Below are 25,005 nucleotides of genomic sequence, written 5' to 3' on the forward strand. Positions count from 1 at the left end.
AGTGGAACCCACCTCAGTTGTCGAGACGCTCGCTGAAAACGTCCAACGTCTCCGCGAACGTAGCGGTTTGTCACTCTCGGCCCTGTCAGAGCGGTCGGGGGTCGCCAAGGCAACGCTCTACAAGGTTGAGCGCGGCCGAACTAACGCGACGATCGGAACCATCGAGGCCATCGCGGAGAGTTTCAGGGTGTCCGTCTCGGCACTTATCGAGCAGAACGGGGAAAGGGGGGTTGTCGTCGTCCGCCGGGGCGAAGGGGAAGACATCTCCGATGACTCATCCGCTGGGTTCATCCTGGGACGCCAACTCATCAACAGCGGCAGCATCGAGATTCACAACGTCACGTTCCGCGATGGGCGCGGAGAGACCTCGGCGTCCCACGGTCTCGGATCCCGAGAGCACGTAGTCGTTACATCGGGATCCATTCAGGTAGGACCGGTCAACCAGCAAGTACATCTTGAGGTGGGCGATTACGCGAATTACGCGGCCGACCGTGCTCATCGCTGGCGGCCAGTTGGTGGCAAAGCGAGCGTGCTCATCGTTCTTGCCTACGCAACATCGTTGTGATGAAGCCCAGACGCGGGCGAACTTCCGCATGAGCTTACTGAGGAGGGTCCAAGCGAGCGACTAAGTGTGCGATCACCGAGCCATCGAGTTCAATCCAGCCGGCCGACTTTGCCATCGCCAACATCGAGTCACAGCGCTCTTGCCACGAGCCCTGGGGACCTTGTAGGCGGAGCCACACTGGCGACAGCGCCGCGTGGTCGGAGCCTGTCAAATGGCCCGCACCCGCATTACGCAGCGCTTGATCGACGTCCCTCTCGGCACCTGCCGCATGCATCACGCTCAACGAGCTGAAGTTATCCCGATCTTGCAGGGTCACTCTGAGGTCACTCTGGACATCGACATACATAGCAGGTCTCCTCAGAGCACAGCTGTGAGGAAGTTCTTGGTTCGATCGTTTTGAGGGTTGCTCAGCACCTGGTCTGGCGTCCCCAACTCGACGATCCTGCCCGCATCCATGAACACGACCTTGTCCGCAACTTCGCGGGCAAACCCCATCTCATGTGTCACGACGACCATCGTCATCGTCCCGGACGTTGCAAGCTCTCTGATCACCGCGAGGACTTCGCCGACGAGCTCTGGGTCAAGGGCGCTGGTCGGTTCGTCGAACAGCATGACTTTGGGCTCCATGGCGAGCGCTCGCGCAATCGCGACTCGCTGCTGCTGGCCGCCCGAAAGTTGGGACGGATATGAGGACTCCTTACCGCTGAGCCCAACTCGCTCGAGCAGCCGAGCCGCTCGATCTCGCGCTTGAGATCGCGACTCACCCTTGACACATGCCGGAGCGAACGCAACATTCTCGAGTGCGGTCATGTGGGGGAAGAGGTTGAAGCTCTGGAACACCATTCCAATATCGATGCGCCGTTGAGCAGCTTCGCGCTCCTTCATCTCATGGATCCGTCCCTTCCGGATCTTGTACCCGATGAGCTGGTTATCTACGAGAATTCGTCCGCTGTTGATCTCCTCAAGATGGTTGATGCATCGAAGGAGGGTGCTCTTCCCCGAGCCGGAGGGTCCGATGAAGCAGGTCGTTTCTTCGGCGGGAAGGTCGAGGTTGACGTCGAACAGCACAGGGTTGTCACCGTAGGACTTGTTGACATTGTGCATCTGAATTCGAGCACCACGTCGGTCGGCCAGCTCTGCGGCAAGTCCGGCCACGGGACGCGAGGCTCTGTCATTGGACGGGCTCATTGCTCTGCAAACTTCCTCTCGACAAAGTACTGGAACACACTGAATACAGTGATCGCCAGCAAGTACCAGATGGTGGCAACCATCATTAGTTCGATCACTCGATACGTGACGCCCCCGATGCTGTGAGTGACCGTGAGCAAGTCCCCGCCGGCGATGACGGATACCAGAGATGTCGCCTTCAGTAGGTTCACGAACTCGTTGCCTAGGGGCGGGATGATGACGCGTAGCGCTTGGGGAAGCACGATGTGCTGAAGGGTTTTGCGACCGTCTAGGCCCAGCGCCTTGGCCGCGGCGCGCTGACCCGGGTGTACTGCGAGGAGACCCCCACGCACGATCTCGCTCATGTAGGCGGAACCTGACAGGGTCAGTCCGACAGCCGATGCGACGAATGGCGTCATCACGTCGCGCATGGGCGCGGAGTACAGCTCGATCCCGGTCCGCGGGACGCCGATGGTGAACTGGTTGAAGAACAGCCCAAGGTTGCCCACCAGGATCAGCAATACCAGCAGCGGCACGCCCCGGAAGATGTACACGTACCCCCACGAGATCGTGTTCATGATTCGGCTCGGCGACATGCGCATGATCGCGATCACTATGGCCAGGACCAGGGACGCGAGCATGGCGATCACTGTCAGCTCGAGCGTGACCAACAGGCCATGCAAGACCGCGTCATTGAAGAGGTAGTCGCCAGTGACGTTCCATTTGATGTTCTCGTTGAGGACAAGCGCGGCCACCACCTGCGCTACGACCAACAGGGCTAGGAGCGCGGCTAAGTACCGCCCGTAGTGACGGACTGGGACAACTTTCGGATTGATCGCAGATTCGCCTGCTTCCAGTTCGTCACTCGTCGGCGACGAGGTTGGCGGCAATCCTGACGTCTTCATCATGGAACCTCCATGGTCAGCGCACCTGCGCCGCCAAATCGTTTGCTTCACCTTAGGACCGGCCGTGCTCTCCAGCTGAAGTTACGCCCACCCGTTGGGGCTCCCACCCTCGAAGCGGACGTCTAGACGCGGCCCGGATCGGTCGCGCCCACGGGCACTGCGATGTCGCCGCGCACCCAAAATTCGTTTCGTATGATACACACATGGTTATAATAATACTACGATGGCTTCATCCCCGGGGCCCGCGAGACCACGGGCTCGACCCATAGGAAGTTCCCATGAAACTGACCAGTAGCACCGCCGAGAAGGTCCTGCCCGCGCACCCGCTGACGCCGTTGAGCGAACCCGAAATCGTCGAGTTTCGCGAGACCCTGACGCGCCTGGGGTATGTCGATGACCGCACGCGGTTCGCCTACGTGGCGTTGCGAGAGCCCACCAAGAGCGATCTCGCGGACCGAGGCAACTGGGCCGCGCTGCCACGGGAGATCTCGGCATTGCTAGGCGACTCCCCCATGGGACCCCTGCTTGATGTCGTGGTGGATCTGACGTCCGGCACGGTTGTGGACGAGGTCGCGCTCGACCCGAAGAGCGACGGACAGATGCCACCCCAGGACGACGACCTGGAGGTGGTTGATCAACTCCTGAAAACCGATCGATCTTGGGTCGAAGCCATCAAGAAGCGCGGGGTGGCTGACCTGAGCAATGTGATCGCGGTTCCACTCAGTGGCGGTGTCTTCGGTTATGACGACGAAGTCGGTGTGCGCATCACACGTGTACTCGCTTTCCGACGCGACTATCCACAAGACAGCATTTGGGCCCACCCAATCGACGGCGTCGTCGCGCATGTCGACCTCACCGGGCGACGAGTCTTACGGGTCGTGGAGACGGACCACGTCGATGTTCCTGCGCAGTCTGGAGATTACCTCGCACCCGAGGTACGCGGGCCTCTGCGGGAATCTTTGCGACCCATCGACATCACGCAGCCAGACGGAGTCAGCTTCTCCCTTCAAGACAACGTCCTCGAATGGGAGAACTGGAAAGTACGGGTGGGGTTCAACGGGCGAGAAGGGTTGACGCTGCACGAGGTCTCTTTCCAAGACAAGGGCGTCGATCGTTCAGTCATTCACCGGGCCTCAATCTCGGAGATGGTCGTCAACTACGCAGATCCGACGCCCACCCACGCATGGCAGAACTACTTCGACGCTGGTGAGTACCAACTGGGCCGAGTCGCTAACTCCTTGGAACTGGGATGCGACTGCCTCGGCGACATCACCTACATGGACGCAGTGGTCGCAGATGACTTCGGGCGACCCGCGAACATACGCAACGCCATTTGCATCCACGAGGAGGACGCAGGAATCCTGTGGAAGCACCTCGACATCTTCTCCGGCAGCGCCGAAACCCGTCGCCAACGACGGCTTGTGATCTCCTTCTTCGTCACCGTGGGGAACTACGACTACGGGTTCTACTGGTACTTCTACCTAGACGGCAAGATCGAATTTGAGTGCAAGGCGACCGGAATCGTCTTCACCTCTGGATACCCAGGGGACGACTACGCGTACGCGACCGAGATCGCGCCAGGACTCGGTGCCCCCGTGCATCAGCACCTATTCTCGGCTCGGCTCGACATGGCCGTCGATGGGACGAAGAACTACGTCACCGAGTTCGAAGTCGCCCCAGTCGAGATGGGCGACGGCAACGAGTGGGGCAACGCGCTGGGTCGGAAGGCGACCAGGCTTAAGTCCGAACTTGGCGCAGTGCGTGACGCCAACAACGCTCTCGGCCGGGTCTGGTCGATCTCCAGCGCAGAGCACACCAACTACCTTGGGAAGCCGACCTCATACGTCCTCACCCCTCAGGGGCAACCTGCGTTGCTGAGCGCAACCGGTTCGCCGGTGACTCGTCGCGCGGCGTTCGCGCAACATCATTTGTGGGTCACGCGCTTCAGACGCGACGAACTATGGGCAGCGGGTCGAGTAGTGAATCAGCACCCGGGCGATGCCGGCCTGCCCACCTACGTCCGCGAGGACGCGGACATCGACGGAGAGGACATTGTCATATGGCATACCTTCGGACTTACTCACTACCCGCGCACTGAGGACTGGCCGGTGATGCCGGTCGACCTAGCTGGTTTCACCCTCAAGCCCGACGGGTTCTTCGACCGCAATCCCACGCTGGACGTGCCAGCAAGCCAAAGGCACGGGCAGTGCAACAGCTCCGGATGCGGCGAAGGATGCGGCTGCGGGCACGGCCATGGCTGAGTTGCACAGCTACTACGGTTGGATATCAATCGGCCTAGTCGTCAGCGCGACTCTTCTCTGCGTGATGGACCGACACTGCGCAAAATGGGATCGGGTTCTGTGCACAGCGATGGCCGCCCTGATGACCTGTTGGATGACAACCGGCATGTCAGCATCGTTGCGCTACGGCGCTGCTGCACTGCTGGCTGCCGCGTGCCTCGGCTCGGCCCTACGGACCGTGCAGGCACGAGACGCAAGTGCGCCTGATCTCCTTCTCAGCAGCCACCGGGTCAGTGGAGCGCTGTTGATGGCGGCTCTGCTATTCGGCCTGGGCGCTACCCAGCGCCTCGGGTCCGCCCCCAGCCACCACCAGATGGAGCCGGCCGCCGGAATGGGCGTTGCTATGAGCCTGCCAGCCGCGACACCCCCACCCGACTTCATGACGATCGGAGTCGCTCTCACCTATGGCGCAGTAGGTGGCGCAACCGTCGTGGCCATGCTGGCCCTGCGCCGACGCGGGCGCGGCCTGGAGGCAGCGGCGATGACCGCCGGTATGACGCTAATGCTCTTTGCCGGACACGGCTGAACGTCGTTGGACTGCACAGTTTGTACGAATCGCGAGACGCTTCCGCGCCTCCTGAACAAGAAAAGGTGAAACCAGTGGCCGAGCACATTGATGTTCCCAAGGGGTTGCTCTTCATCGACGGAGAGTGGTCCTCTGCGGCAAGCGAAGAGACACTCGCGGTAGAGAATCCAGCGACAGGCGAGACGATCGGTCACCTGGCTGCGGGTGGGGCCGACGACGTCAACCGGGCAGTGCAGGCTGCCCGCCGGCAGGTCGACGATGGTGAGTGGTCCCGGATCTCAGGAATAGAACGTGCACAGCTTTTGTGGCGCTGGGCCGACCTTGTCGAGGAACATCGTGAAGAGCTTGCCCAACTCGAGGCGCTGGACATCGGACGGCCGTTCTTCGAGCCAATGCACATCGAGATTCCGAGCGCTGTGGAAACGATCCGCCACTTTGCCGGCTGGGCGGACAAGATCGTAGGGACCACCTTCGCGATGCCAGATTTCCTCGGCAGGCCGAGGACTTCGTACACGATCCGGCAGCCGCTAGGAGTGGTCGGCGCGATCACACCCTGGAACGCACCGACGATGATCACGACGTGGAAACTGGCTCCGGCGCTGGCTGCCGGGAACACGGTGGTGCTCAAGTCGGCGGAGGACGCCTCGCTCAGCACGCTTCGTCTGATCGATCTTCTCGACAGGGCTGGCTTCCCGGCAGGGGTCGTCAACCTGGTAACGGGCACCGGCGAACTCGCCGGAGATGCACTGGTCCGGCATCCCTCGGTCGACAAGATCTCATTCACGGGCAGCCCTGAGGTCGGCCGACACATCGCGGCGATCGGGTCTTCCGCCTTCAAGAGGGTCACGCTGGAACTCGGAGGTAAGTCTCCGCAGATCGTGCGTGGGGACGCCGATCTCGACCAGGTTATCCCGACCGCGGCAATCGCAATCTTTGCCAATCAGGGGCAGACATGTGCGGCGGGCAGCCGGATCATCGTGCACGAAAGCCTCTTCGACGAATTCAGTGCGAGGCTTGTTGAGTTTGCCCGGGACGTCACCGTAGGCGACCCTTTCGCGGAAACGACGCAGATGGGCACCCTCATCAACTCGCGACAACTCGCGCGAGTTGAAGGTTATGTTGAGCGCGGACTGTCCGGCGGCGCGACTCTCTTGACCGGGGGACAGCGGATTGGCCAGGTGGGTTATTTCTTCGAGCCGACCCTTTTCGCCGCGACCAACGATCACGTGATCGCACGTGAAGAGATCTTTGGCCCCGTCGGCACCCTGATCAAGGTGGCGGACGACGAAGAAGCCCTGCGGCTCGCGAACGACACGGCGTACGGTCTGACCGCGGTCCTTTGGACTAAGGACAACAGCGCAGTCAACCACTACGTCAGGCACTTGAAGACCGGCTCGGTCTGGGTGAACGCTTGGGGTGTGCCTCACCCGGCGATGCCGTGGCTAGGAGTGAAGACCAGTGGTGTGGGCGAGGAACTCGGCCTGTCCGGGCTATTGGCCGAAACGGTGGAGAAGTCGGTGAACATCATCGGCTGAGCGTCCGTGCGAACCGAATGGGAGCAGTGTGGGGCGGACGACTACGTCTCTACTAGCCGATCGCGGCAGCAATTCGTTGAGCGGCCGCCATCACCGCCGGGACTCCTTGATTGATGATCTCACGGCTGTTGGTGACCACGTTCACGCTTGCTCGCAGACCGCGGGTGTTGGTGATCGGTGCCGCGAGTCCCAGCGCACCAGAGTTGAGTTCGCCCTCGGTCACGACATACCCGTCCCTGCGGACGTCGTTGACGCGGGCTGGCTCTTGCGGTAACGGCTCACCAGCCGCCAGGGCGGCGAGACCTCCAGCGCCGCGATCCAAGGGGTCACGGTTGCCGAGACGATAGGAAAACCAGGGGCCGTCAGCTGACGGTTCGGCGACAACGGTGGCCACAGCCGATGCCCCCATGACCTCGACGAGGCTGGCGGTCGCTCCAAGACGAAGGGCCAAATCCTGAAGAACTGGTTCCGCCACGTCACGAATTCTGGGTCGGGTTTGCCCCGCGATCTGATCAACCGCTGGCCCTACCCGGTATCGTCCGTTCCCGTCGCGCGTAGCGAAGTCCGACTTGAAGAGGCTGACCAGCGCTCGGTTGACTATGGACCGATGCAACCCTGTCTCCCGACTCACCTCGCTGACCAAGAGCCCCTCTGGTCTCGCCGCCAGCGTCCGCAGAACCAGCAGGCCCCGTTCCAAGGACTGTGATCCTGCCTGCGCTGAGCTGTTCAAACCTGCCGGACGTTCGGGCGATCCCATAGAGAAGAAATCTACCTCGCAGGATCGATGATGCCGGCGACCTCGCCCAATGCCAACCGTCCAGTCAGGGTCGGAGCGGTGTATCGCAGGACTACCAAGTCGCCATCTTCGAGGAACGTTCTGGAGCCGTCTCCGACAACCCAAGGTTCCGTCCCGCCCCAGCTCAGCTCGAGGAACGAGCCTCGCTGATCACGTGCGGGTCCCGAGATCGTTCCGGACCCGTAAAGGTCACCTGTCCGCACCGAAGCTCCGTTGACGGTCATGTGAGCCAGCATCTGAGCAGCGCTCCAGTACATCGAGCGATAGGGCGGCTTAGCGACGATCTCGCCGTTGACCTCGACCTCAACCTCAATGTCGTATCCGTCCCCACCCTGATCGGAGAGGTATGGCAAAGGCTCAGGATGTTGAACAGGAAGCGCGACGGTTGCGGCCTCGAGAGCAGCAAGTGGGGTCACCCACGCCGAAACACTCGTAGCGAAAGACTTGCCCAGGAACGGGCCCAGCGGAACATACTCCCAGGCCTGGATGTCTCTGGCCGACCAGTCGTTCAACCCGACGACTCCGAAGACATGTCTGCGGAAGTCCGCGGTGGAAATCGGAGATCCGTGAACAGACGGAGCACCCACTACGAAACCTAGTTCCGCTTCGATGTCGAGTCGTCGTGACGGCCCCAATGAGGGTGGGCCGCCGGGCTCCGGCCGCTGACCCCACGGACGCTGAACCGGGGTGCCGGAAACGACCACGGTCCCGGAGCGTCCGTGATAGCCGACGGGCAGATGCCGCCAGTTTGGCAACAGCGGCTCTTGGCCTGAACGAAATATTCGACCCACGTTGGAGGCGTGATCAATTGACGCGTAAAAGTCCACGTAGTCACCGACGTTGAATGGCAGCTGGAGGTCGATCTCACGGATCGGGAGGAGCCCGGATGTGAACGTCGCCTCTCGGTTCCGGTCGGTCAGTAGTGTCTTGACCCAGGCGCGCACTCGTTCCCAGGTGTCCGGTCCGGCGGCCATGAGCGCACCCAGCGACGGGCAAGCGAACAAAGGGCCAAACTCTGCGTGATCTTGTTTGGAGGCGTAGGTGAGGTCGAAGACGAAATCGCCTATGCGAGTGCCGACGCGGGCATGAGACCCCTGGTGTGCAAAGACGCCATACGGCAGGTTGTCGACGTCCCAAAGGGACCCCGACGCGCCTGGAACCCAGGTGGTCTTGGCAATCATGGTTGATCCTTGGCGTCGTCAACGCACATAAGGCCCAGCGTGACGAGATCGTCTAAGGGCTCGGTGACACTGCATGATCCGTACGAGAGGAAGTGCTCGCGAACACTGTGCGCGTGATCTCGGTCCAGTCCAAGGACACGAGCGACCATGGCTTTCTCATCGCGCAGGGTCAGTGCATCGATGATCTCTGCTTCGTCTCCGCCGCGCTCCGCGACAGCCGTGGCGAGGAGGATGTTAAGAAAACCATGATGCTCGAACCCGGTCCGGGGATCACGGTGCCGGAGTGCCCTGTGCAGTCCCGCAGTGCATTTGAACGGAAGATTCTTGGCTACCGACGCGGAGATCGCTTGTGCGACCTCCCCCTCGTCGGGGAAGGCATCGGCCGAAGTGCCCCCAAGTCGAAACTTCAGGTCGAACCCGTGCCGCGCGACGGATTCCACCGCAGCTGTCCAAGCCGCAAGTGTGCACCCCTCGCTTCCGAAGCGGGGTAACTCGATAGCGACACGGCATCGGTCCGAGAGGTCGGATACTCGCCGAAGTTCTTCGAGGCGCGCGGCCAGCTGATCGATGGCGTCAACATCCGCAGCCACAAACAGCTCGATACCCACAAGCCTGAGCTGTGGATGAAGGTTCGCTTCTCGGACCAACTCGCCTACGCCGGGAGGTCTCGTGATGGCGATCAGATCGAGTGGGTGTTCCAACCGGTCGCTATCAATCAGCCCGGCGACGGTTGGAACCAACTCAGCCCGAACGATGAGCGGGCCGACCAAGCCGCTCGCCTCGGTGCGTCGATAGTCGACGTGCTGGGTTACCGCACTGGCGAGCGGCAGCTCACCGGGAGGGAAGATCGCAGCATCGTCAATGAGATGACGCAACAGGCGAGGAACCGTTCTTGACATGGTCGACATCCTAGCCGAGTATTCTAAGAACGAACAACGATGTCCGATAATCGGTTAGGAACCCTGGATGCCGTACTACCGACAGCTCGGCCGACTCCCCCGTCATCGCCACACGCAATTGCGCAACGCGGCCGGCTCGCTCCACTACGAAGAGTTGATGGGCGAAGAGGGCTTCTCCTCGGACTCTTCGCTGCTGTATCACCAATCCATTCCATCAGCGCTGGTGGACAGCCAGCCCTGGCTACTGCGCGATCAGTCCACCGTCACCAACTATCCTTTGAAGCCGCGCCATCTGCGGCTTCACGAACTATTCGCCCGGGATGACGCACACGCGGTCGATCCTGTCGAAGGGCGTTGTCTCGTGCTTGGGAACCAAGACGTGCGGATTAGCTACGCCGTGGCAGGTTCTGTGTCGCCGCTGTATCGCAACGCAGTCGGTGATGAGTGCATTTATGTGGAGTCGGGGGCCGGGGTTATCGAGACCGTGTTCGGGCGCCTGACCTATAGTCTCGGCGACTACGTTGTCATTCCAAGGGGCACTACGCATCGCTGGTTGCCGAGCGAAGTGAGCCGGCTCCTCGTCGTAGAGGCCAACAGCCACATTGCACCCCCCAAGCGCTACTTGTCGCGCTACGGACAACTATTGGAGCACGCGCCATACTGTGAGCGCGATCTGCACGGACCCGACGAACCCTTGCTGGTCGAGGGTCGTGATGTCGACGTTCTGGTCAAGCACCGCGGGGCCGACGGACCAGTGGGCACACGCATGACGTACGCGGCCCACCCCTTTGACGTCGTCGGATGGGACGGGTGTCTCTACCCATATACGTTCAACGTCTCTGACTTCATGCCAATCACCGGCAAGGTCCACCAGCCTCCGCCCGCGCACCAGGTTTTTGAAGGCGACAATTTTGTCATCTGCAACTTTGTGCCCCGGAAGGTGGACTACCACCCTGAGGCAGTTCCGGTTCCGTATTACCACTCCAATGTCGACAGCGATGAGGTGATGTTCTACGTCGGAGGAGACTATGAGGCGCGCAAGGGGTCCGGGATTAACGTCGGCTCGATCTCGCTGCACCCCGGCGGGCACGCCCACGGGCCCCAGCCGGGTGCGATGGAAGCGGCGTTAGGCGCCGAGTACTTTGATGAGCTCGCAGTCATGGTTGACACCTTCAGACCTCTCGAACTGGGGGAAGGTGCTCAGGCCAGCGACGATGGCCTCTACGCCTGGTCATGGGCTCACGGAGTGGAGTCCAAGTCGTGAGCGTCGATATGCCGGTCGACGGGCGCCTCCCGAAGACCAACCTCTTTCGATGGGAGACGCTGACCCGTGAGGAAGTTCGCGAGGTGGCGCCGGACGCATTGGTCCTCATCCCCCTCGGCGCCACCGAACAACACGGTCCGCACCTTCCCACGGGCACCGACATCCTGCTAGCCGAATCGATCCTGGACCGAGCTATCGCCAGGTCTGCGAGTACCGCCGCCTGCCCGCTGATCATCGCGCGCATCGTCTCGATCGGCTCCTCTGATCACCACTTGCCCTTCGGAGGCACCATCTCGGTCTCCCCGTCGACCATGCTGGCCTTCGTCACGGACGCGCTGGAAAGTCTTCAAGCAAGCGGGGTCCGACGTGTGGTCCTTGTCAACGGCCACGGTGGCAACACGGCGGTCTGTCATGCCGCAGCGGCGGCAGTGTCAACGACAACGTCGATGGCCGTGGCGCCCCTCGACTACTGGTCCTTCGCGAAGCGTTATGCCGTCCATGCGCCCCTACCCGGGCACGCGGGTCAGTACGAGACGTCATTGATGCTGGCTGTCCATCCTGAGTTGGTACGACCCGCCGAGGCCCGCCCGGGAGTAGACGTAGCTGCATCCCCCGGCGCAGGTGTCTACGACCCGACTATCTGGGCACAACTCAACGGGTACACCGACACTCCTGAACTGGCTTCGACGTCGCATGGGGAAAACGCTCTCGAGGAGGTCGTCGGCGCCTTGAGCGACCGCATTCTCGACCTCGCCGCTACGATGTGACCCTCTCGGGCGGACGGTCAATCAGAAGCGCTATTCGGCAACGATAGGGACCGCCGAGGCCTCGTGTCTTCCTGAGGCAATAGTTGCTGTAGGCAGCGCGATCGTCTCGCCGCACGAGGGCGCAACCGCTGCGTCTGTCTGAACCGAAGTCATAACGATCACGCGGTTGTCGCGACCAGGCCGCTGACGTCCGCTGAGTGGTGGAGCCATCGACTCCCTGCGGTCACTAGCTCTTAGTGATGTCGTCAGGAGTTCGGTAGTACCGTTGCGTTGGGCTTTCGGTGACGAGGCTATGGGGCGCTCGGAAAGGTAGTGCGTTCGGCGGTTAGACGCCCTGCGTCGTGCTCCCTCGACCAGGACGGCGTCGGCCAAGGGTGCAGCGCGGCGCGCTGGGGAAGACCTCGGACGACGTCGGTCCGGCGTTTCACTTCCGTGTTCAGCCGCTCGAGCGGGTTGGTCGACCAATCTTCTTCCATGAGCCGTGGAACCCAGTCAAGGGGAGGAGGTCTCATCGGCCCCGCGGAACAACTGTTCGACCTTGGTTAGCTGCGGGTCGAACATCGTGGCCATCACCACGCACCGCTCGTGGACGTGCTCGGCGTCGGGTTGGGCGAAGCCCCTGTGCATCGGCGCAGCGACCAGCTCGGACTTGCGCAATCGGCGCGACCGGGAGGACCTTGCGCATGAGGTGCGCCCGGCACCTTTGTCGGGCGGCCGAGGAACACCGACCATCGCGGTCTTCAGCCCGCGAAAGAACGTGGTTCAGAACGCCCTGGGCCCGGAGTCCCCGACATCGAACCGAGGACCTCAGAACGGCCGTCTGCGGTGACGCCGGTCACGATCACCACCGCCTAGGACACCGGGCGCCGACCAGGGCTTTGCATTAGGTCGCGTCGAGGAAGGCATGCCTGTAGCGACCTGAGCCAGGGACAGTCGCGTAACACACCGACCTCCGCTAGGTCCGCGGTGCGGAGAGGGGAACTAGCTCCGGGCCTCGTGGCCTCGGCATCGAGGCTCCGCCTACCAGACCGCTGCAACGATCGACCCTGAATTCGGAGGCCGCAAAAAAAAGTAGGGCATCCCTGTGGTCGTATGATGTACGTTCGTTGTATCATACGAAACACCCAATGGAGTCGCGTTCACATCCTTAGTGCCTCGCGCGAACACAATGACAGGAAGACACATGAGTACTTCTAGACCTAGGCTGCGCCGTGTCGGCGTGATCGCGAGCCTGGCCGTGGCGGTGGCGACGGGCGTCACTGCCTGTTCCAACGACTCGGGCGATTCCCATGCTTCCGCCTCGAGATCGGACAAGTTCGACCAGGCGCTGCACGACAAGCTCCCGAAGGAGATCCGTGACTCCGGCAAGATCGTCGTAGGTGGCGCCTTCGAAAGTCTGCCTCTCCTGAACGCCAACCCGGCCGACGCGACCAAGCCCGTCGGCGTCGCGCCGTTGCTTACCAAAGCGATGTCTGAGGTTCTCGGCGTGAACATGGAGTTCAAGAACACCGCTTTCCCGGGTCAGCTCCCTGGTCTCCAGTCGGGGACTCTCGACGTCCTCATGGGACAGATCAGCGACACCGCCGTACGTGAGAAGACCATCGCCGACATGGTCCCTTGGTATATTTCGCATCTCGGAGTCGCGCTCCCCGCCGACAACCCAAACCACATCACCAGTGACCTCGGGAGTCTTTGCGGCCTAAAGACCGCCATCGTCGCCGGAGCCTTCTTCAAGCCGATGCTTGAGGGCGCAAGCCACAAGTACTGCACCTCGCAGGGTAAGCCGGCTATCAAGCTGGCTGAGTTCGGCGACGCCTCCGGCGGCTTCACGTCGGTACGTTCGGGCCAGAACGACCTCTACTTCGAAAGTGCCCTGTCGACGCGAGATCTGGCCAAGGACAGTGGCGGCGCCCTCAAGGCCATCGAGATGGACTACGAGCAGACAAAAGAATACGACGCTGGCCTCTACGGCATCGCGGTCAGCAAGGACAACCCGGGCTTGACCGAAGCAATTCTCGGGGCGTTTAAGGCCATCGAGGCTGACGGGACTGTCGCCGACGCCCTCGCCAAGTACGACGCCAAACAGGGCGCCGTGCCGAAGGACGAGATCACAATCAACCCGCTGACAAAGACGCCGGTGGGAACCTCCGCTGGGTGACCGCTAGTGAGGGTTGGGTTGTAGTCCGACCCAACCGAAGTTGGGCACTTCTACATCAGGAGGCGGTCGCACTCGCAGACCGTCTCCTGATGTGGTCTCGACCTGCCCCGCTGCGCCACCTCTACGCATAGAGGGCAGCAGCTGAGCCCCAGCATAGAAGGACTGAAGGAAAAGTGCCTGAGTATCCGCTCTTGTTCTCACCGCTGGCGGTGGGTCCTATCGTCCTCAAGAACCGCATAGTGAACGCTGCACATGCAACCGGGTTCGCCAAGGACGGTGGATTCACCGAGCAGCTGATCGAATACCACCGCACGCGTTCACGAGGCGGCGCCGCTCTACTCGTATCTCAGGCCACCAGCGTGAGCCGGGATTACGGCGACCTGAAAAACGTCGACAGCACGATCGTCCCTGACTACCAGGCGGTCTCAGCGGCGGCCCGGGAGTCCGGGGCTCACTACAGTGCGGAGTTGTACCACCCTGGAAGTCAGGGCGAGTACTCGGGCACAGGCGCCGAAACACATGTTGCTCCTACAGCACAAGGAAGCACCCACACGGGGGAACGTTGGCGCGTCCCCCACGCCCTCGCCGAGGCGGAGATCCTCGAGATCGTCGAAATGTTTGCTGCTGCCGCGAGACGCTGCCGCGAGGGGCTTCTGTCGGGTATTGAACTGCACTTCGCACACGGAAACCTCGTCGAGCAATTCATCTCTCCGAAAACCAATCATCGCACCGACGACTGGGGCGGCGCCCTCGAAAATCGTCTCCGCTTCGCCGAACTGATCGCTCGAGCGGTGCGTGATGCTGCCGGCCCCGGGCTAGCTGTGGGCGCCCGAGTCTCTGCGGCGGGTCTTGGGGGGGATGAACCCAGCCAGATGGACATGGTCGAGGCGATCGGCACGATGGGGACCTGGGGATGTTTCGACTACATGAGTCTGACCAGGGGACACTACGCGGATGCCTGGAGCAGCGCCCAAAACATTCCCAACATGACGTTTCCCACAGGCCTCTTGCAGAAGTACGGTCGCCAGGTCAAGAACGTGTTGGACGTCCCAGTCTTCATGGTTGGCCGAATCAACCACCCGCGGACAGCCGAGGATCTGCTCGAGTCCCAGAGCTGCGATGCGGTAGTGATGGCCCGCGCTTTGATAGCCGACCCATATTTTCCCGAGAAGGCGCGGACGGGACGTAGCCTCGACATCCGCCCATGTGTTGGTGCTATGAATTGCACAGACAGCCTCGGCAGGGGGCGCGGAATCCGGTGTATTCATAACCCCAGGGTCGGTCGGGAACTCACGGTCCCCGAAGACGTAGACCAGGGCTCAGTCTCCAGAAGCATTTTGGTTGTGGGGGGAGGACCAGCCGGCTTGGAGTCTGCGCGCGTTGCTGCTCACCGAGGTCACCACGTCACCTTGATCGAGCGAGCCTCGCGGCTCGGCGGCCAAGCTCTCACTGCTTCCCAGACGCCAGGACGTGGCGAGCTACTGGGCATCGTCGAGTGGCTAGAGCAACAGACCCGCCAAGCGGGCGTGCAGATCCGCGTCGGGGAGCCTGCTACTTCGCAGACGATCGCTGCCGCACAGTACGACGCGGTCATCCTCGCGACAGGGGCCATCCACCCGGTTCCCCCTGCTCACCTCCACAGCTCGGCGACGACACAAGACAGCGGCGAGACGCCCGTGAAAATTGTCGGCCTCGACGAGGCGTTGACCGGTGACATCCCCGTGGGTCGGATTGTCATTTACGACTCGCTCGCTGACTGGCCGGGCTTCAACCTGGCCCGGCGCCTGATCGAACGAGGTTGCGACGTGCGCTACCTGACCCCCGAACTGTATCCAGGCGCAGCCCTCGAGATCACTAATTGGCGTCTGGAATATCAAGCCCTAAGCGAGCGGGGAGTTCGCTTTTCCCCCATCACTGAAGTCGTCGGGACGTCGCTCAAGGGCGTGATCGTGCGTCGCGACTTCCGCCGGAGCACGGAGACCCTGCACGACGTGGAAACCTTGGTATGGATATCGTCCCCTCTACCGGACAGCGCAATGCTGGCTGACCTGTCGGACTCCGCCACGGCAACGATCGTGGTTGGCGATGCCTACTCCCCACGAGGGATCGAACAGGCCATTCTTCATGCACGCCTTGCGGTCTCTACGCTCTGAGTTCAGACGTGCCCAGTACGAAACGAAGGCGTGACAAATCACTGCTGATGACCGGCTCACCGGGCACAAGCCAAAGCCGCACCCGCCCAGCGCTGTCGTTCTACGCCGGTGGGAGAAAGCCTCCCGTTGGTTGTCAATGGTGCGGGTCCGATCGGGATAGCGGTAGCGCTCGTCCCGGCCACGTAGGGCACTCCAGTGCGGATCATGAGTTGGACACCATGGCTTCATTCGGGTCGTCGGTAATCTGTGTCTCCCGTCGTAGCCTCGAAATCGCTGATCGGCTCGGCTTTGGTCAGGCGCTGAATCGGCGGCCTCTACCGTGGATGGGAGGGCGGAGCTCGGATGGCTGCCGCCCTGGCTTCGATGCTTAGGCGCGTCTTTTCGCCGCCAGGCGGACGACTTCGCAGGGCCACTACGCGTGCACGTGGGGCCACTGTGACAAGGTTCCGCGTTCACCCGACCTGTGGTTATGCGGACCGTCAGCTCATCTGTCTCGGGTGCCCTACCGGGCTCGCGTGGGGATTGTCATGACCTCAGGCAAGGCTGGTCCGATGCAATCCCCTTCAGCAGCGGCAGCGGTTACGGAACCGGGCCTGCGGTCCAAGGCGGCCTTGAGTTTCTGTGTGACTGGTATCGGTGTCCGGATGGTCGATGCCGGCACCGGGGTGGGGCTGCTTCTTCTCGCGCAGGGCCGGCTTGAGCCCGGGTCCGCCGCGCGTACCGGTGGGCTGCTCGTTGCCCTATTCACCCTGCCCCATCTGGCGGGGCCGTTGCTGGCGCGTCGCCTCGACTTGGCGCGCGACCACCGCCGGCTGCTGGGGGTCGTCTACCTGTCGGTGGGGGTTCTGCTTGCCTTGGCGACGTGGTCCTTGGGGCGCCTTCCCGCCCCCATGGTCGCCCTCCTGATCGTGCTCGCCGGTCTGGGCGGCCCGATGTTGACCAGCGGCCTGAGCAGCCGCGTGGCCGAGTTGGTTCCCCGCGAGGAGGTGGCGCAGCGTCGCGCGCAAGGGATGGACGCCACCATCTACGGTGTCGCGGCGACGTCAGGTCCCGCACTGGTTGCGCTACTCAGCGGCCTGGCGTCGCCCGCGTGGGCGCTGCTGACTCTCAGTGCGATGGCGCTAACGTCGGCGGTCGTCGTGCAGACCCTGCCCAAGGCTCCCGCGCGAGATCCGGCCGAGGTGCCACGCATCGCCGAGGTGCTCCCGCTGGTCCTGCGCGACCCGGCGCTGCGCCGGGTCAACTACGCCACCATGATCACGGCCGCCGCACAGGCCGGGCTGGCCGTCGTCGTGGTCCAGCTCGCCCACCCTTACGACGTGTCCGCGAGCACGGCGGCGCTGCTACTGGCCGTGATGGGCGGCGGAAACCTGCTCGCGTCCCTGGTGCTCAGCGCGTTTCCGCTGTCCGGTGAGCCCGACCTCCTCACCACCCGGCACGTCGCACTGGTCGCCGTCTGCTTCGGGATGTGCGCTCTGGCCCCGTCATTCGGATGGGGCGTCGTCGGCTTCGCGCTGATGGGGGTCGCGACAGCACCCTTCGTCACCGCCACCTTCGCGGCCCGCAACGCGTACGCGCCCCCGCGGGCCCGGGCTCAGGTGTTCATCACGCTGGCAGCGCTGAAAGTCAGCGCCGCCTCCGGCGGCACGGCGCTGGCCGGTTTGCTCGTCGGCTTCGGCCCACGACTCCTGCTCGTGGGAGGCGGGACCGCCGTGCTAGGGGCGGCCGCCGTCACCGTGCTCGACCGCCGCCTATCCGGCGAGTTGCGTGCTGGTCTGGGCGACGTCGCCGCCATCCTGTCCCGCACCGTTGAACACGGAGATCCCGATGCTCAGGATGATGATGAGCAGGAGCTTTGAGACGATCATCGCGCAGACGAACTCGACCCACTTGCGCACCCAGCCGGGGGCGATGGCGGCCGTCGCGCCGCAGAACGCCATAGGCGCCAGCGCCGCGGCGATCAGCAGCATGACCTTGCGGATCATCATGGCGGCCCACACGACGACGACTGCCGCGAGGATGACCACGATGGCTGGCGTGCGGGCCGAGTACGGGCCTGGGTCTGTCGTCGGGCTGGCGTCGTCCGCGGCAGCGGCGGAGGTCCTCGCCGACGCTGTCGGCGTCCCGACGGAGAACACCGCGAAGTGGATCATCGAGCACCGTTCCCTCCCCGAGTGCCAGGCGCGCTGGCGGAGGCTTGCCGCGCACATGGCCGGCGCGTACCCCTCACAAGCCACACGCCAGTTGCAACTCCGAGCGCAGGCAGAACCTGTGGCATTCCGGCGCTGGGCTCTGCGACCAGGGCAGCTGGTCATCGTGGATGAGGCGCCGATGGCCGCGGTCAAGGACCTGGACTACATCACCGCTGCCGCCACCAAGGCGGGAGCGAAGGTGCTCCTCGTTGGGGACTGGGCCCAGCTGTCGCCGGTGCAGGCCGGGGGCGCGTTCAAGCTGCTCGCCGATGCCGCCGGGCAGGGTGTCGCGACGCTGCGTGATGTGCGCCGGTTCCGGCAAGCGTGGGAGGGCGATGCGACGTTGCGGCTGCGAGTGGGCGACGTCACCGTGGCGGAGGAGTATGCCGCGCACGGCCGGGTCGAGTCCGGTGCGCGCATACGTGCTTGACCTGCTGTTCGACGCGTGGCTCACCGACCAACGGGCCGGGAGGTCTTCGCTCATGGTCGCCGCCGACGCGGACACCGTCCACGAGCTCAACGCGCGGGCCCGGGCGTGGCGGCTGCATGCTGGAGAGGTCCTGCAGGACGGGATTCGTTGCGGCGACGGGACGGTCGTCGGGGTGGGGGACGTCGTCGTGACCCGGCTCAACGTGCGCGCGCTGACCACCGAACACGGGTGGGTCAAGAACGGCGACGACTGGGTCGTCACCGCGAGCGGCACGGACGGGTTCGCTCTGAGTTACTCGCCCAGTGGAGGCGCGGCTGCGCTGCTGCCGGCTGAATATGTTCGCGAGCACGTCGAACTGGGGTACCGCATCGACTGCACACAGGGCCCAGGGCCGAACCGTGGACACTGCTCACGCCTACATCACCTCGACCACGCTGCGGGAACGCTGTAGGTGATGGCGAGCAGGGGGTGGGAGTCGACCGGGCTCCACGTCGACACAGCGCACGAACCAGACGCAGCGATATCGCATGGCGACGTCGAACACGTCGATCAGGACGAGGTCCTCCAGAAGGCGATCGTCACCGCCGGAGCAGACATCGCTGCCCATGAAGTCCGCCGCCAAGAGGAGGCCTTCACTCGGCAGACCAACGCGCTACGACTGAGTTGGCCGACGGCGTTGCATGACGCCCGAACGCAGGAGCCCACACCCGAGATTTGAATGTGAACCGCAATGGGCAGTCCCAACGACGTGTCCCGAACGACGGATCGTCTCGCGCTGATCGAACAACTCGAGCGCAGATGCCGTTCACGCCGCGCGCACGGGAGAGCGGTGGGCGGCAACGGCCGGCAGCGCGCCCCTTTAGCCACTAGGGCATTCGCACTACGAAGTAGCCGAGCAACGGCTCGGAGCTGGGCGTCACTGACACTGACACTGACCGGCCGGCGGGTTGGCGAACCCGCTCCGGCACTGCCGTCTATTGACACCGGGGGCAATCGCTGCCAACCTCACTGCCAAAGTCGTTCGGGTCCGTACAATCTGATGGAGACCATCGTGAGCCAGCTGTCCCCCGCCCCGGTAGAGACCGAGACCACCTCTTTGCGCGGCGGACGACTCGGAGTCGTCGGCATCGTCTTCTACGTAATTGCGGCGGCCAGCCCGCTGGTCGGCATGACCGGGGCGCTCCCGGTCGCCGTGGTGCTGGGCAATGGCGCCGCTGTTCCCGGCGCCTACCTCGCCGTCGGCATCGTGCTGCTGCTGTTCAGCGTGGGGTACGCGACCATGAGCCAGCGGGTCACGAACGCCGGCGCCTTCTTCGCGTACGTCGGCCGCGGTCTCGGTATCGGCCCCGGCGTGGGCAGCGCCTACGCTTCACTGGTGGCCTACCTGGCCATCCAGTTGGCGATCTTCGGGTTCTTCGGCGCGGTCATGCACAGCCAGATGCAGTCCGAGCTGAGCATCGACCTCCCGTGGTGGGCTTGGAGCCTGCTCGCGTGGACGATCGTACTGGCACTCTCGGCCTTCAGCGTCGACGTCGGCGCCAAGGTGCTGGGCGTGCTGATGCTCATCGAGCTCGCCTCGCTCGTCCTTGTTTCGGTCGCGGTGTTCATCCAGGGCGGTCCCGAGGGCGTCAACTGGGGTGCCTCGTTCTCTCCGTCGAAGATCTTCGTCGGGGGACTCAGCGGCGCCTCCGGCATCGCCTTGGCGTTCGCCTTCGCCTCGTTCATCGGGTTCGAGGCGACCGCCATCTACGGCGAGGAGTCGAAGGACCCGAAGCGTTCGGTGCCGATCGCGACGTACCTGGCGGTCACGATCATCACCCTCCTCTTCGCGCTGACCACCTTCGCCGTCGTCACGGCCCTGGGCGCATCCCACGCCGTCGACGAGGCAGCCAAGCGCTCGTCGGTGGGCGGGGTGCCGTTGGTCGACTCGGCGCAGGTCATCTTCTCCGTGGCCCGGGAGTACGTCGGCGGCTGGTTGTCCTCGCTGATGAGCTGGCTGGTGCTCAGCAGCCTGTTCGCCGGCCTGCTCGCCTTCCAAAACTCCGCCGCCCGCTACTTCTTCTCGATGGGTCGCGCCGGTGTGCTGCCCTCGCGCCTCGACCGAGTCAACAAGTCCGGGGCGCCGCTCACCGGCTCGATCGTCACCTCGGTCATCACCGCGATCGTGATCGTGGTCTTCGCACTTGCGGGCAAGGACCCTGTCCTCAACCTGTTCTTCTGGTTCAGTGGCCTGGCGGTGGTAGCCATCGTGCTCGTGGAGTTCCTCGTCTGCATGGCGGTGGTCGCGTTCTTCCGCCGACACCCGGGGGAGGCGAACGTCTGGAAGGCCGTGATCGCGCCGATCCTGGCCGCACTCGGACTGTTGATCGGTGAGTACCTGCTGATGTCCCGGTTCGGGCTGCTCGCGGGCACGGTCGCCAAGGGTGTCGACCCCACCGCGCAGGCGTGGGGACTAAGTTTCCTGGGCTACACGCTGGTGTTCCTCCCGTTCGTGGTGTTCATCATCGGTGCCGTTGTCGGCGTCGCCCGCCGCCGTGGTGAGAACGCGGCCGCAGTCGCCGATCTAGTCGGGTAGCGGCATGGGTGCTTCCCTGCGGATGGTGATGATCCCAGTGAGAACTGGACGCTGACCTCGGGCCGGGATCTGCCGGAGCTGGTGCGGTGGGCCGAGGTCGCCGAGGACGCCGGGGTTCGACGCCGTGATGATCAGCGAGCACGTCGTGCTTGGTCCCGACGCGAGCGCCAAGGGCGCCATGGGGAACCCGCGCGACTACGCCATGCCGGGCAACCAGGATCCCGAGATGCCTTGGCCCAACTCGATGATGCTCGCTGTCAGCGATGCCGTCGGTCACCCAGCACCTGCGGTTGGTGGCCGGCGCGATCATCGCTCCGCTGCGGGCACCCGAATTTGCTGGCCAGCGAGCTCGGCACCCTGGAGCTGATCAGCGAGGGCCGGCTCGTCGCCGGGGGAGTGGAAGAACAGCAGATCCCTGGCCCTTAGCTGCGATCCGGCCGGCACGTGGGCAGGGCGACGGCTTGGGCATCGGTGACCCGGGGCAGTATCCGTCCGGTGGCCCGTGGTGGGCGTAATGGACCAGGGAGCAGGCGTCGAAGCCGACTGTTGCGCTGCCCGGGCCGATTCCGTTGCCTGGGCCGGCGATGCCTCCCACCGCCCAGCTGTAGGGGGTGCCGAGAATCTGCACGGGAGGCGACCGCGTTGGAGCCATGGGTGGCTTCGCCGGCGTAGTCGGCCGCGGTGTAGTCGACCGTGGTGTAGTCGGTGGCGGATAGCACGGCCGGGTTAGCGACGATCTGTTGCGCGAGGGGTTCCCATCGGGCCTAGGCGTCGGGGAACGCACTGGCCTGTACCGCCGGAGCCGCGCTCCGGAGTGGCATGGCCTGAAAACCGGGGATCTGGACCAGCCCTTCCGACCGCCCTTGCCGCCTTTCATAGAACATCCGGGCGGCGGTCTCGGGGTTAGCCGGTCGGCGTCCGAGTCCCAGGCGGCAGTGATCACGCCGACCATCGCGTGGTTGGGCGCGTTGATCGCGCGGCCGATTGAGCACGATGTGCGCCGCGTGCCCGTCGAGCCGCAGTAGGACTGGGGGCTTCGTCAGGTCCGCTGGGGTTCGCCATGCGCGCCATGCGCGCCATTGTGCCGGGACTGCGCATCGGGCCGTGGAGCGGTCAGTGCCTCCAACTTCGGGCTGAGGAAGGCGAGACCGGCCGCGACCACCAGAGCCAGGCCCTGGGCCACCTGCTGCCAGAAGGTCGGCACCCCCACGAGGGTCAGGCCGTTCTGGAGGATGCCGAGGAAGGCGACACCGAGCACCACGCCGAAGAGCGAGCCCGAGCCGCCCGTCAGGGCGACCCCGCCGACCAGGACCGCGGTCAGGACGGCCAGCTCGAAACCGAGGCCCGCCGTACCGGACTGGACGGCCCCCAGCACCGACGCCCGGATCGCCCCGGCGAGCCCGGCCAGCGCGCCGGTGGCGAGGAACAGAACGAAGGGCACCGTCCGCACCCGGACGCCGGACAGGTAAGCCGCCTCCCGGGAGACGCCGATCGCATAGATGTGCCGTCCCACGGGCGTGAAGGCCAGGATCGCGCCGGCGACGAGCACGACCAGCAGGCTGATCGCCACGGGCGAGGGCAGCCCGGCGACCTTGGCGCCGCCTAGCCACGCGAAGCCGTCGCCGAACCCGGTCAGCGGCAGCGGCGCGAGCTGCTGTGCGATGCCGCGCACGGCAGTCAGCGTGCCGAGAGTGACGATGAACGGGGACAGACCGACGACGCAGCAGAGGATGCCGTTGACGGCGCCGACAATGAGGCCCGCGAGCAGTGCGAGCAGCACGCACGCCAGCAGGCTGCCCTGGTGCTGGCTCGCGTACCAGCCCGCCGCGACCGCACCGAGGGCGTAGGTCGACCCGACGGAGAGGTCGAGGTAGCCGCTGATCACCAGCAGCGCGGTCGGCACGGCCACGATGGCCAGCGTCGCGCTGTCCGTCGCGATGCCCAGCAGGTTCTGGCTGCCGAGGAAGCTTCCGGTCGACACCTGGAACCCGATCACCACCAGGGCGATCACCGGGATCAGGGGGTAGCGGGCCATCCGCCGCGAGGCGTGCCATGCGTTCATGAGGGGATCTCCTGTGCGTCGAGGTGACCGGGCGCCGCCGCCGGGTCGGAGTCGGGGTGGTGGGTCGCCTGGAGCAGTGCGTCCTCGGTGAGCTGGGCGCCACTGAGCTCGCAGGTGATGACGCCCTGGTGCATCACGAGGGCCCGGTCCGCCAGCGCGACGATCTCCTCGGGGTCCGTCGAGGCGAACAGCACCGCCGTACGTCGTTCCGAGGCGATCGACTGGACGGCGCGGTAGATCTCGTGCCGGGCGTTGACGTCGACGCCCTGCGTGGGCTCGTCGAGCAGTAGGACCGTGGTCGGCAGGATGCTGTTCACCCACCGGCCGAGCAGTAGCTTCTGCTGGTTGCCGCCCGAGAAGCTGCGCGCGGGCGCCGCCGGCGACGCAGGTCGTACGGCGAGCGCGTCCGTCAGCTCGGCGAAGGCCCTCCGCTCGGCCGACCGCCGGCGGATGCCGAAGCGAGCCAGGCTGGCCTGCGCGGGCAGCAGCGCGTTGTCCGATGCCGATAGCGAGGCGAAGAGTCCCTGGGTCGCGCGATCTCCCGGGACCAGCGCCAGGCCGGCCGCCAGCGCCGCCCGTGGCGAGCGCTTCACCACGTCCCGGCCACCGACGGTGATCTGCCCGCTGCGAGGCCGCCGCCCAAAGAGCATCTCGAGCGTGCGGGTGCGCCCCGACCCGATCAGGCCGTACAGGCCGATGATCTCGCCGGGCCGCACGTCGAGGTCCAGCGGACCGATCCCCGGACCCACCAGGCCGCGGACCCGGAGCTGCGGCGGATCGTGCTGGTGGACCGGCGCCCGTGGAGCCAGCCCCGTCGGCGGCTCCGCGATCGCGTCGATGATGTCGCGCCGGGTCTTGCCCTCGAGCGAGGTGGAGACGTGCACCCGGCCGTCGCGCAGCACGGTCATCCGGTCGGCGAGCCGCTCGACCTCCCCGAGGAGGTGCGTGACGTAGCAGATCGCCAGGCCCTGGCCCTGCAGGGTGCGCACGGTCTTCTCGAGCGCACCGATCTCGTGGGCCGACAGGGCGGCGGTGGGCTCGTCGAGAATGAGGACCACCGGGTCGCGGCTCAACGCCTTGGCGATCTCCACCAGTTGGCGCTGCCCCATCGGCAGGGTGCCTACCCGGTCGTCGACCGAGCAGGTCGCCTCGAGCCGCTCGAGAAGCGCGCGCGCTACCGAGCGCTGCCCCTTGCGGTCGACGACGCCGAGACGGCGCTGCTCCTGGCCGAGGAAGATGTTGTCGACGACCGAGAGCGACTCGACCAGGCTCAGGTGCTGGAAGATGATCGCGATCCCGGCGTGGATGGACTGGCGCGGGGACAGCGCCGTGTACGTCCGGCCCGCCACGTCGATCTCACCAGCGTCGGGCGTGAACGCGCCGCCGAGCGCCTTGATCAGCGTGGACTTGCCGGCGCCATTGTGCCCCAGCAGGGCGTGGACCTCGCCGGCCTCGATGGTGAGGTCCACGCCGCGGAGCGCGTGGACCCCGCCGAAGGACTTGCACAGTCCGGTGACTCGCAGTGTCATG

The 25,005-nt window shown here is 64.5% G+C and carries 21 protein-coding genes and 1 pseudogene; 12 read left to right on the forward strand and 10 right to left on the reverse strand.

From position 1 onward, the window contains the following. Position 1 precedes the first annotated feature (1 nt). Positions 2-565, forward strand: a complete 564-nt coding sequence (locus AC1DWJ_RS13565) for a helix-turn-helix domain-containing protein (protein WP_477621030.1) — start codon at positions 2-4, stop codon at positions 563-565. Between the two features lie 357 nt (positions 566-922). Here the strand turns inward: AC1DWJ_RS13565 and AC1DWJ_RS13570 are convergent, their stop codons facing one another. Then, complete coding sequence (locus tag AC1DWJ_RS13570; RefSeq protein WP_477621212.1) at positions 923-1,669, reverse strand: amino acid ABC transporter ATP-binding protein; 747 nt, start codon at positions 1,667-1,669, stop codon at positions 923-925. A gap of 80 nt (positions 1,670-1,749) precedes the next feature. Then, complete coding sequence (locus tag AC1DWJ_RS13575) at positions 1,750-2,640, reverse strand: amino acid ABC transporter permease (protein ID WP_477621031.1); 891 nt, start codon at positions 2,638-2,640, stop codon at positions 1,750-1,752. 275 nt (positions 2,641-2,915) lie between these two features. Between AC1DWJ_RS13575 and AC1DWJ_RS13580 the strand changes: the two genes are divergently transcribed. The 3 genes from AC1DWJ_RS13580 to AC1DWJ_RS13590 all read left to right on the forward strand — a co-directional run bounded on the left by AC1DWJ_RS13580 (position 2,916) and on the right by AC1DWJ_RS13590 (position 6,998). After that, positions 2,916-4,898: a primary-amine oxidase gene (locus AC1DWJ_RS13580; RefSeq protein ID WP_477621032.1), complete on the forward strand. Its 1,983-nt coding sequence runs from the start codon at positions 2,916-2,918 to the stop codon at positions 4,896-4,898. Beyond that, positions 4,891-5,463: a hypothetical protein gene (locus tag AC1DWJ_RS13585; RefSeq protein WP_477621033.1), complete on the forward strand. Its 573-nt coding sequence runs from the start codon at positions 4,891-4,893 to the stop codon at positions 5,461-5,463. Before AC1DWJ_RS13580 ends, AC1DWJ_RS13585 begins: the two co-directional genes overlap by 8 nt. 74 nt (positions 5,464-5,537) lie before the next feature. Next, positions 5,538-6,998, forward strand: a complete 1,461-nt coding sequence (locus tag AC1DWJ_RS13590) for an aldehyde dehydrogenase family protein (protein WP_477621034.1) — start codon at positions 5,538-5,540, stop codon at positions 6,996-6,998. Between the two features lie 52 nt (positions 6,999-7,050). Here AC1DWJ_RS13590 and AC1DWJ_RS13595 read toward each other — a convergent pair whose 3' ends face one another. From AC1DWJ_RS13595 to AC1DWJ_RS13610, 4 genes and pseudogenes are all read right to left on the reverse strand, one after another. Beyond that, positions 7,051-7,473, reverse strand: coding sequence for an IclR family transcriptional regulator (locus AC1DWJ_RS13595; protein WP_477621217.1), 423 nt, complete (start codon positions 7,471-7,473; stop codon positions 7,051-7,053). Between the two features lie 81 nt (positions 7,474-7,554). Further along, positions 7,555-7,755: pseudogene (locus tag AC1DWJ_RS13600) on the reverse strand (helix-turn-helix domain-containing protein); the annotation flags it as partial. Between the two features lie 11 nt (positions 7,756-7,766). Continuing rightward, positions 7,767-8,975, reverse strand: a complete 1,209-nt coding sequence (fahA, locus tag AC1DWJ_RS13605) for a fumarylacetoacetase (protein ID WP_477621035.1) — start codon at positions 8,973-8,975, stop codon at positions 7,767-7,769. After that, complete coding sequence (locus AC1DWJ_RS13610) at positions 8,972-9,874, reverse strand: hypothetical protein (RefSeq protein WP_477621036.1); 903 nt, start codon at positions 9,872-9,874, stop codon at positions 8,972-8,974. Before AC1DWJ_RS13610 ends, fahA begins: the two co-directional genes overlap by 4 nt. A 67-nt stretch (positions 9,875-9,941) precedes the next feature. On the opposite strand from AC1DWJ_RS13610, the gene AC1DWJ_RS13615 reads away from it, so the two are divergent. Beyond that, complete coding sequence (locus AC1DWJ_RS13615) at positions 9,942-11,138, forward strand: homogentisate 1,2-dioxygenase domain-containing protein (RefSeq protein WP_477621037.1); 1,197 nt, start codon at positions 9,942-9,944, stop codon at positions 11,136-11,138. Beyond that, positions 11,135-11,905, forward strand: a complete 771-nt coding sequence (locus AC1DWJ_RS13620) for a creatininase family protein (RefSeq protein WP_477621038.1) — start codon at positions 11,135-11,137, stop codon at positions 11,903-11,905. The genes AC1DWJ_RS13615 and AC1DWJ_RS13620 overlap by 4 nt, the downstream gene beginning before the upstream one ends. Before the next feature lie 290 nt (positions 11,906-12,195). Here the strand turns inward: AC1DWJ_RS13620 and AC1DWJ_RS13625 are convergent, their stop codons facing one another. Next, on the reverse strand, positions 12,196-12,417 hold the full coding sequence (locus AC1DWJ_RS13625; protein ID WP_477621039.1) for a transposase: 222 nt from the start codon (positions 12,415-12,417) through the stop codon (positions 12,196-12,198). Between the two features lie 707 nt (positions 12,418-13,124). Here AC1DWJ_RS13625 and AC1DWJ_RS13630 point away from each other — a divergent pair. The 3 genes from AC1DWJ_RS13630 to AC1DWJ_RS13640 all read left to right on the forward strand — a co-directional run bounded on the left by AC1DWJ_RS13630 (position 13,125) and on the right by AC1DWJ_RS13640 (position 18,075). Beyond that, complete coding sequence (locus AC1DWJ_RS13630; RefSeq protein WP_477621040.1) at positions 13,125-14,063, forward strand: transporter substrate-binding domain-containing protein; 939 nt, start codon at positions 13,125-13,127, stop codon at positions 14,061-14,063. 191 nt (positions 14,064-14,254) lie between these two features. After that, entirely contained in the window at positions 14,255-16,216 is a 1,962-nt protein-coding gene (locus AC1DWJ_RS13635) for an oxidoreductase (RefSeq protein WP_477621041.1), read from the forward strand. Between the two features lie 527 nt (positions 16,217-16,743). Continuing rightward, positions 16,744-18,075, forward strand: coding sequence for an MFS transporter (locus AC1DWJ_RS13640; RefSeq protein ID WP_477621042.1), 1,332 nt, complete (start codon positions 16,744-16,746; stop codon positions 18,073-18,075). On the opposite strand, the gene AC1DWJ_RS13645 is transcribed toward AC1DWJ_RS13640, so the two are convergent. Further along, positions 17,968-18,369, reverse strand: coding sequence for a type IV secretion system protein (locus AC1DWJ_RS13645; protein WP_477621043.1), 402 nt, complete (start codon positions 18,367-18,369; stop codon positions 17,968-17,970). The two genes, AC1DWJ_RS13640 and AC1DWJ_RS13645, sit on opposite strands and share 108 nt — an antisense overlap. Here AC1DWJ_RS13645 and AC1DWJ_RS13650 point away from each other — a divergent pair. The 3 genes from AC1DWJ_RS13650 (at position 18,254) to AC1DWJ_RS13660 (ending at position 21,413) form a co-directional block, all read left to right on the forward strand. Continuing rightward, a complete protein-coding gene (locus tag AC1DWJ_RS13650) occupies positions 18,254-18,838 on the forward strand; it encodes an AAA family ATPase (protein ID WP_477621044.1) in 585 nt (194 codons plus the stop codon). The genes AC1DWJ_RS13645 and AC1DWJ_RS13650 overlap by 116 nt on opposite strands. 52 nt (positions 18,839-18,890) lie before the next feature. Beyond that, complete coding sequence (locus AC1DWJ_RS13655) at positions 18,891-19,289, forward strand: hypothetical protein (protein ID WP_477621045.1); 399 nt, start codon at positions 18,891-18,893, stop codon at positions 19,287-19,289. Positions 19,290-19,877: 588 nt separating this feature from the next. After that, positions 19,878-21,413 carry an APC family permease gene (locus tag AC1DWJ_RS13660; protein ID WP_477621046.1) on the forward strand — a complete coding sequence of 512 codons (1,536 nt, stop codon included), beginning with the start codon at positions 19,878-19,880 and terminating at the stop codon, positions 21,411-21,413. A gap of 1,039 nt (positions 21,414-22,452) precedes the next feature. On the opposite strand, the gene AC1DWJ_RS13665 is transcribed toward AC1DWJ_RS13660, so the two are convergent. Both AC1DWJ_RS13665 and AC1DWJ_RS13670 read right to left on the reverse strand, forming a co-directional pair. Further along, a complete protein-coding gene (locus tag AC1DWJ_RS13665) occupies positions 22,453-23,475 on the reverse strand; it encodes an ABC transporter permease (protein WP_477621047.1) in 1,023 nt (340 codons plus the stop codon). Continuing rightward, on the reverse strand, positions 23,472-25,004 hold the full coding sequence (locus tag AC1DWJ_RS13670; RefSeq protein ID WP_477621048.1) for a sugar ABC transporter ATP-binding protein: 1,533 nt from the start codon (positions 25,002-25,004) through the stop codon (positions 23,472-23,474). Before AC1DWJ_RS13670 ends, AC1DWJ_RS13665 begins: the two co-directional genes overlap by 4 nt. Between the last annotated feature and the right edge of the window lies 1 nt (position 25,005).

This window comes from Pedococcus sp. P2_D7, from assembly GCF_056404295.1.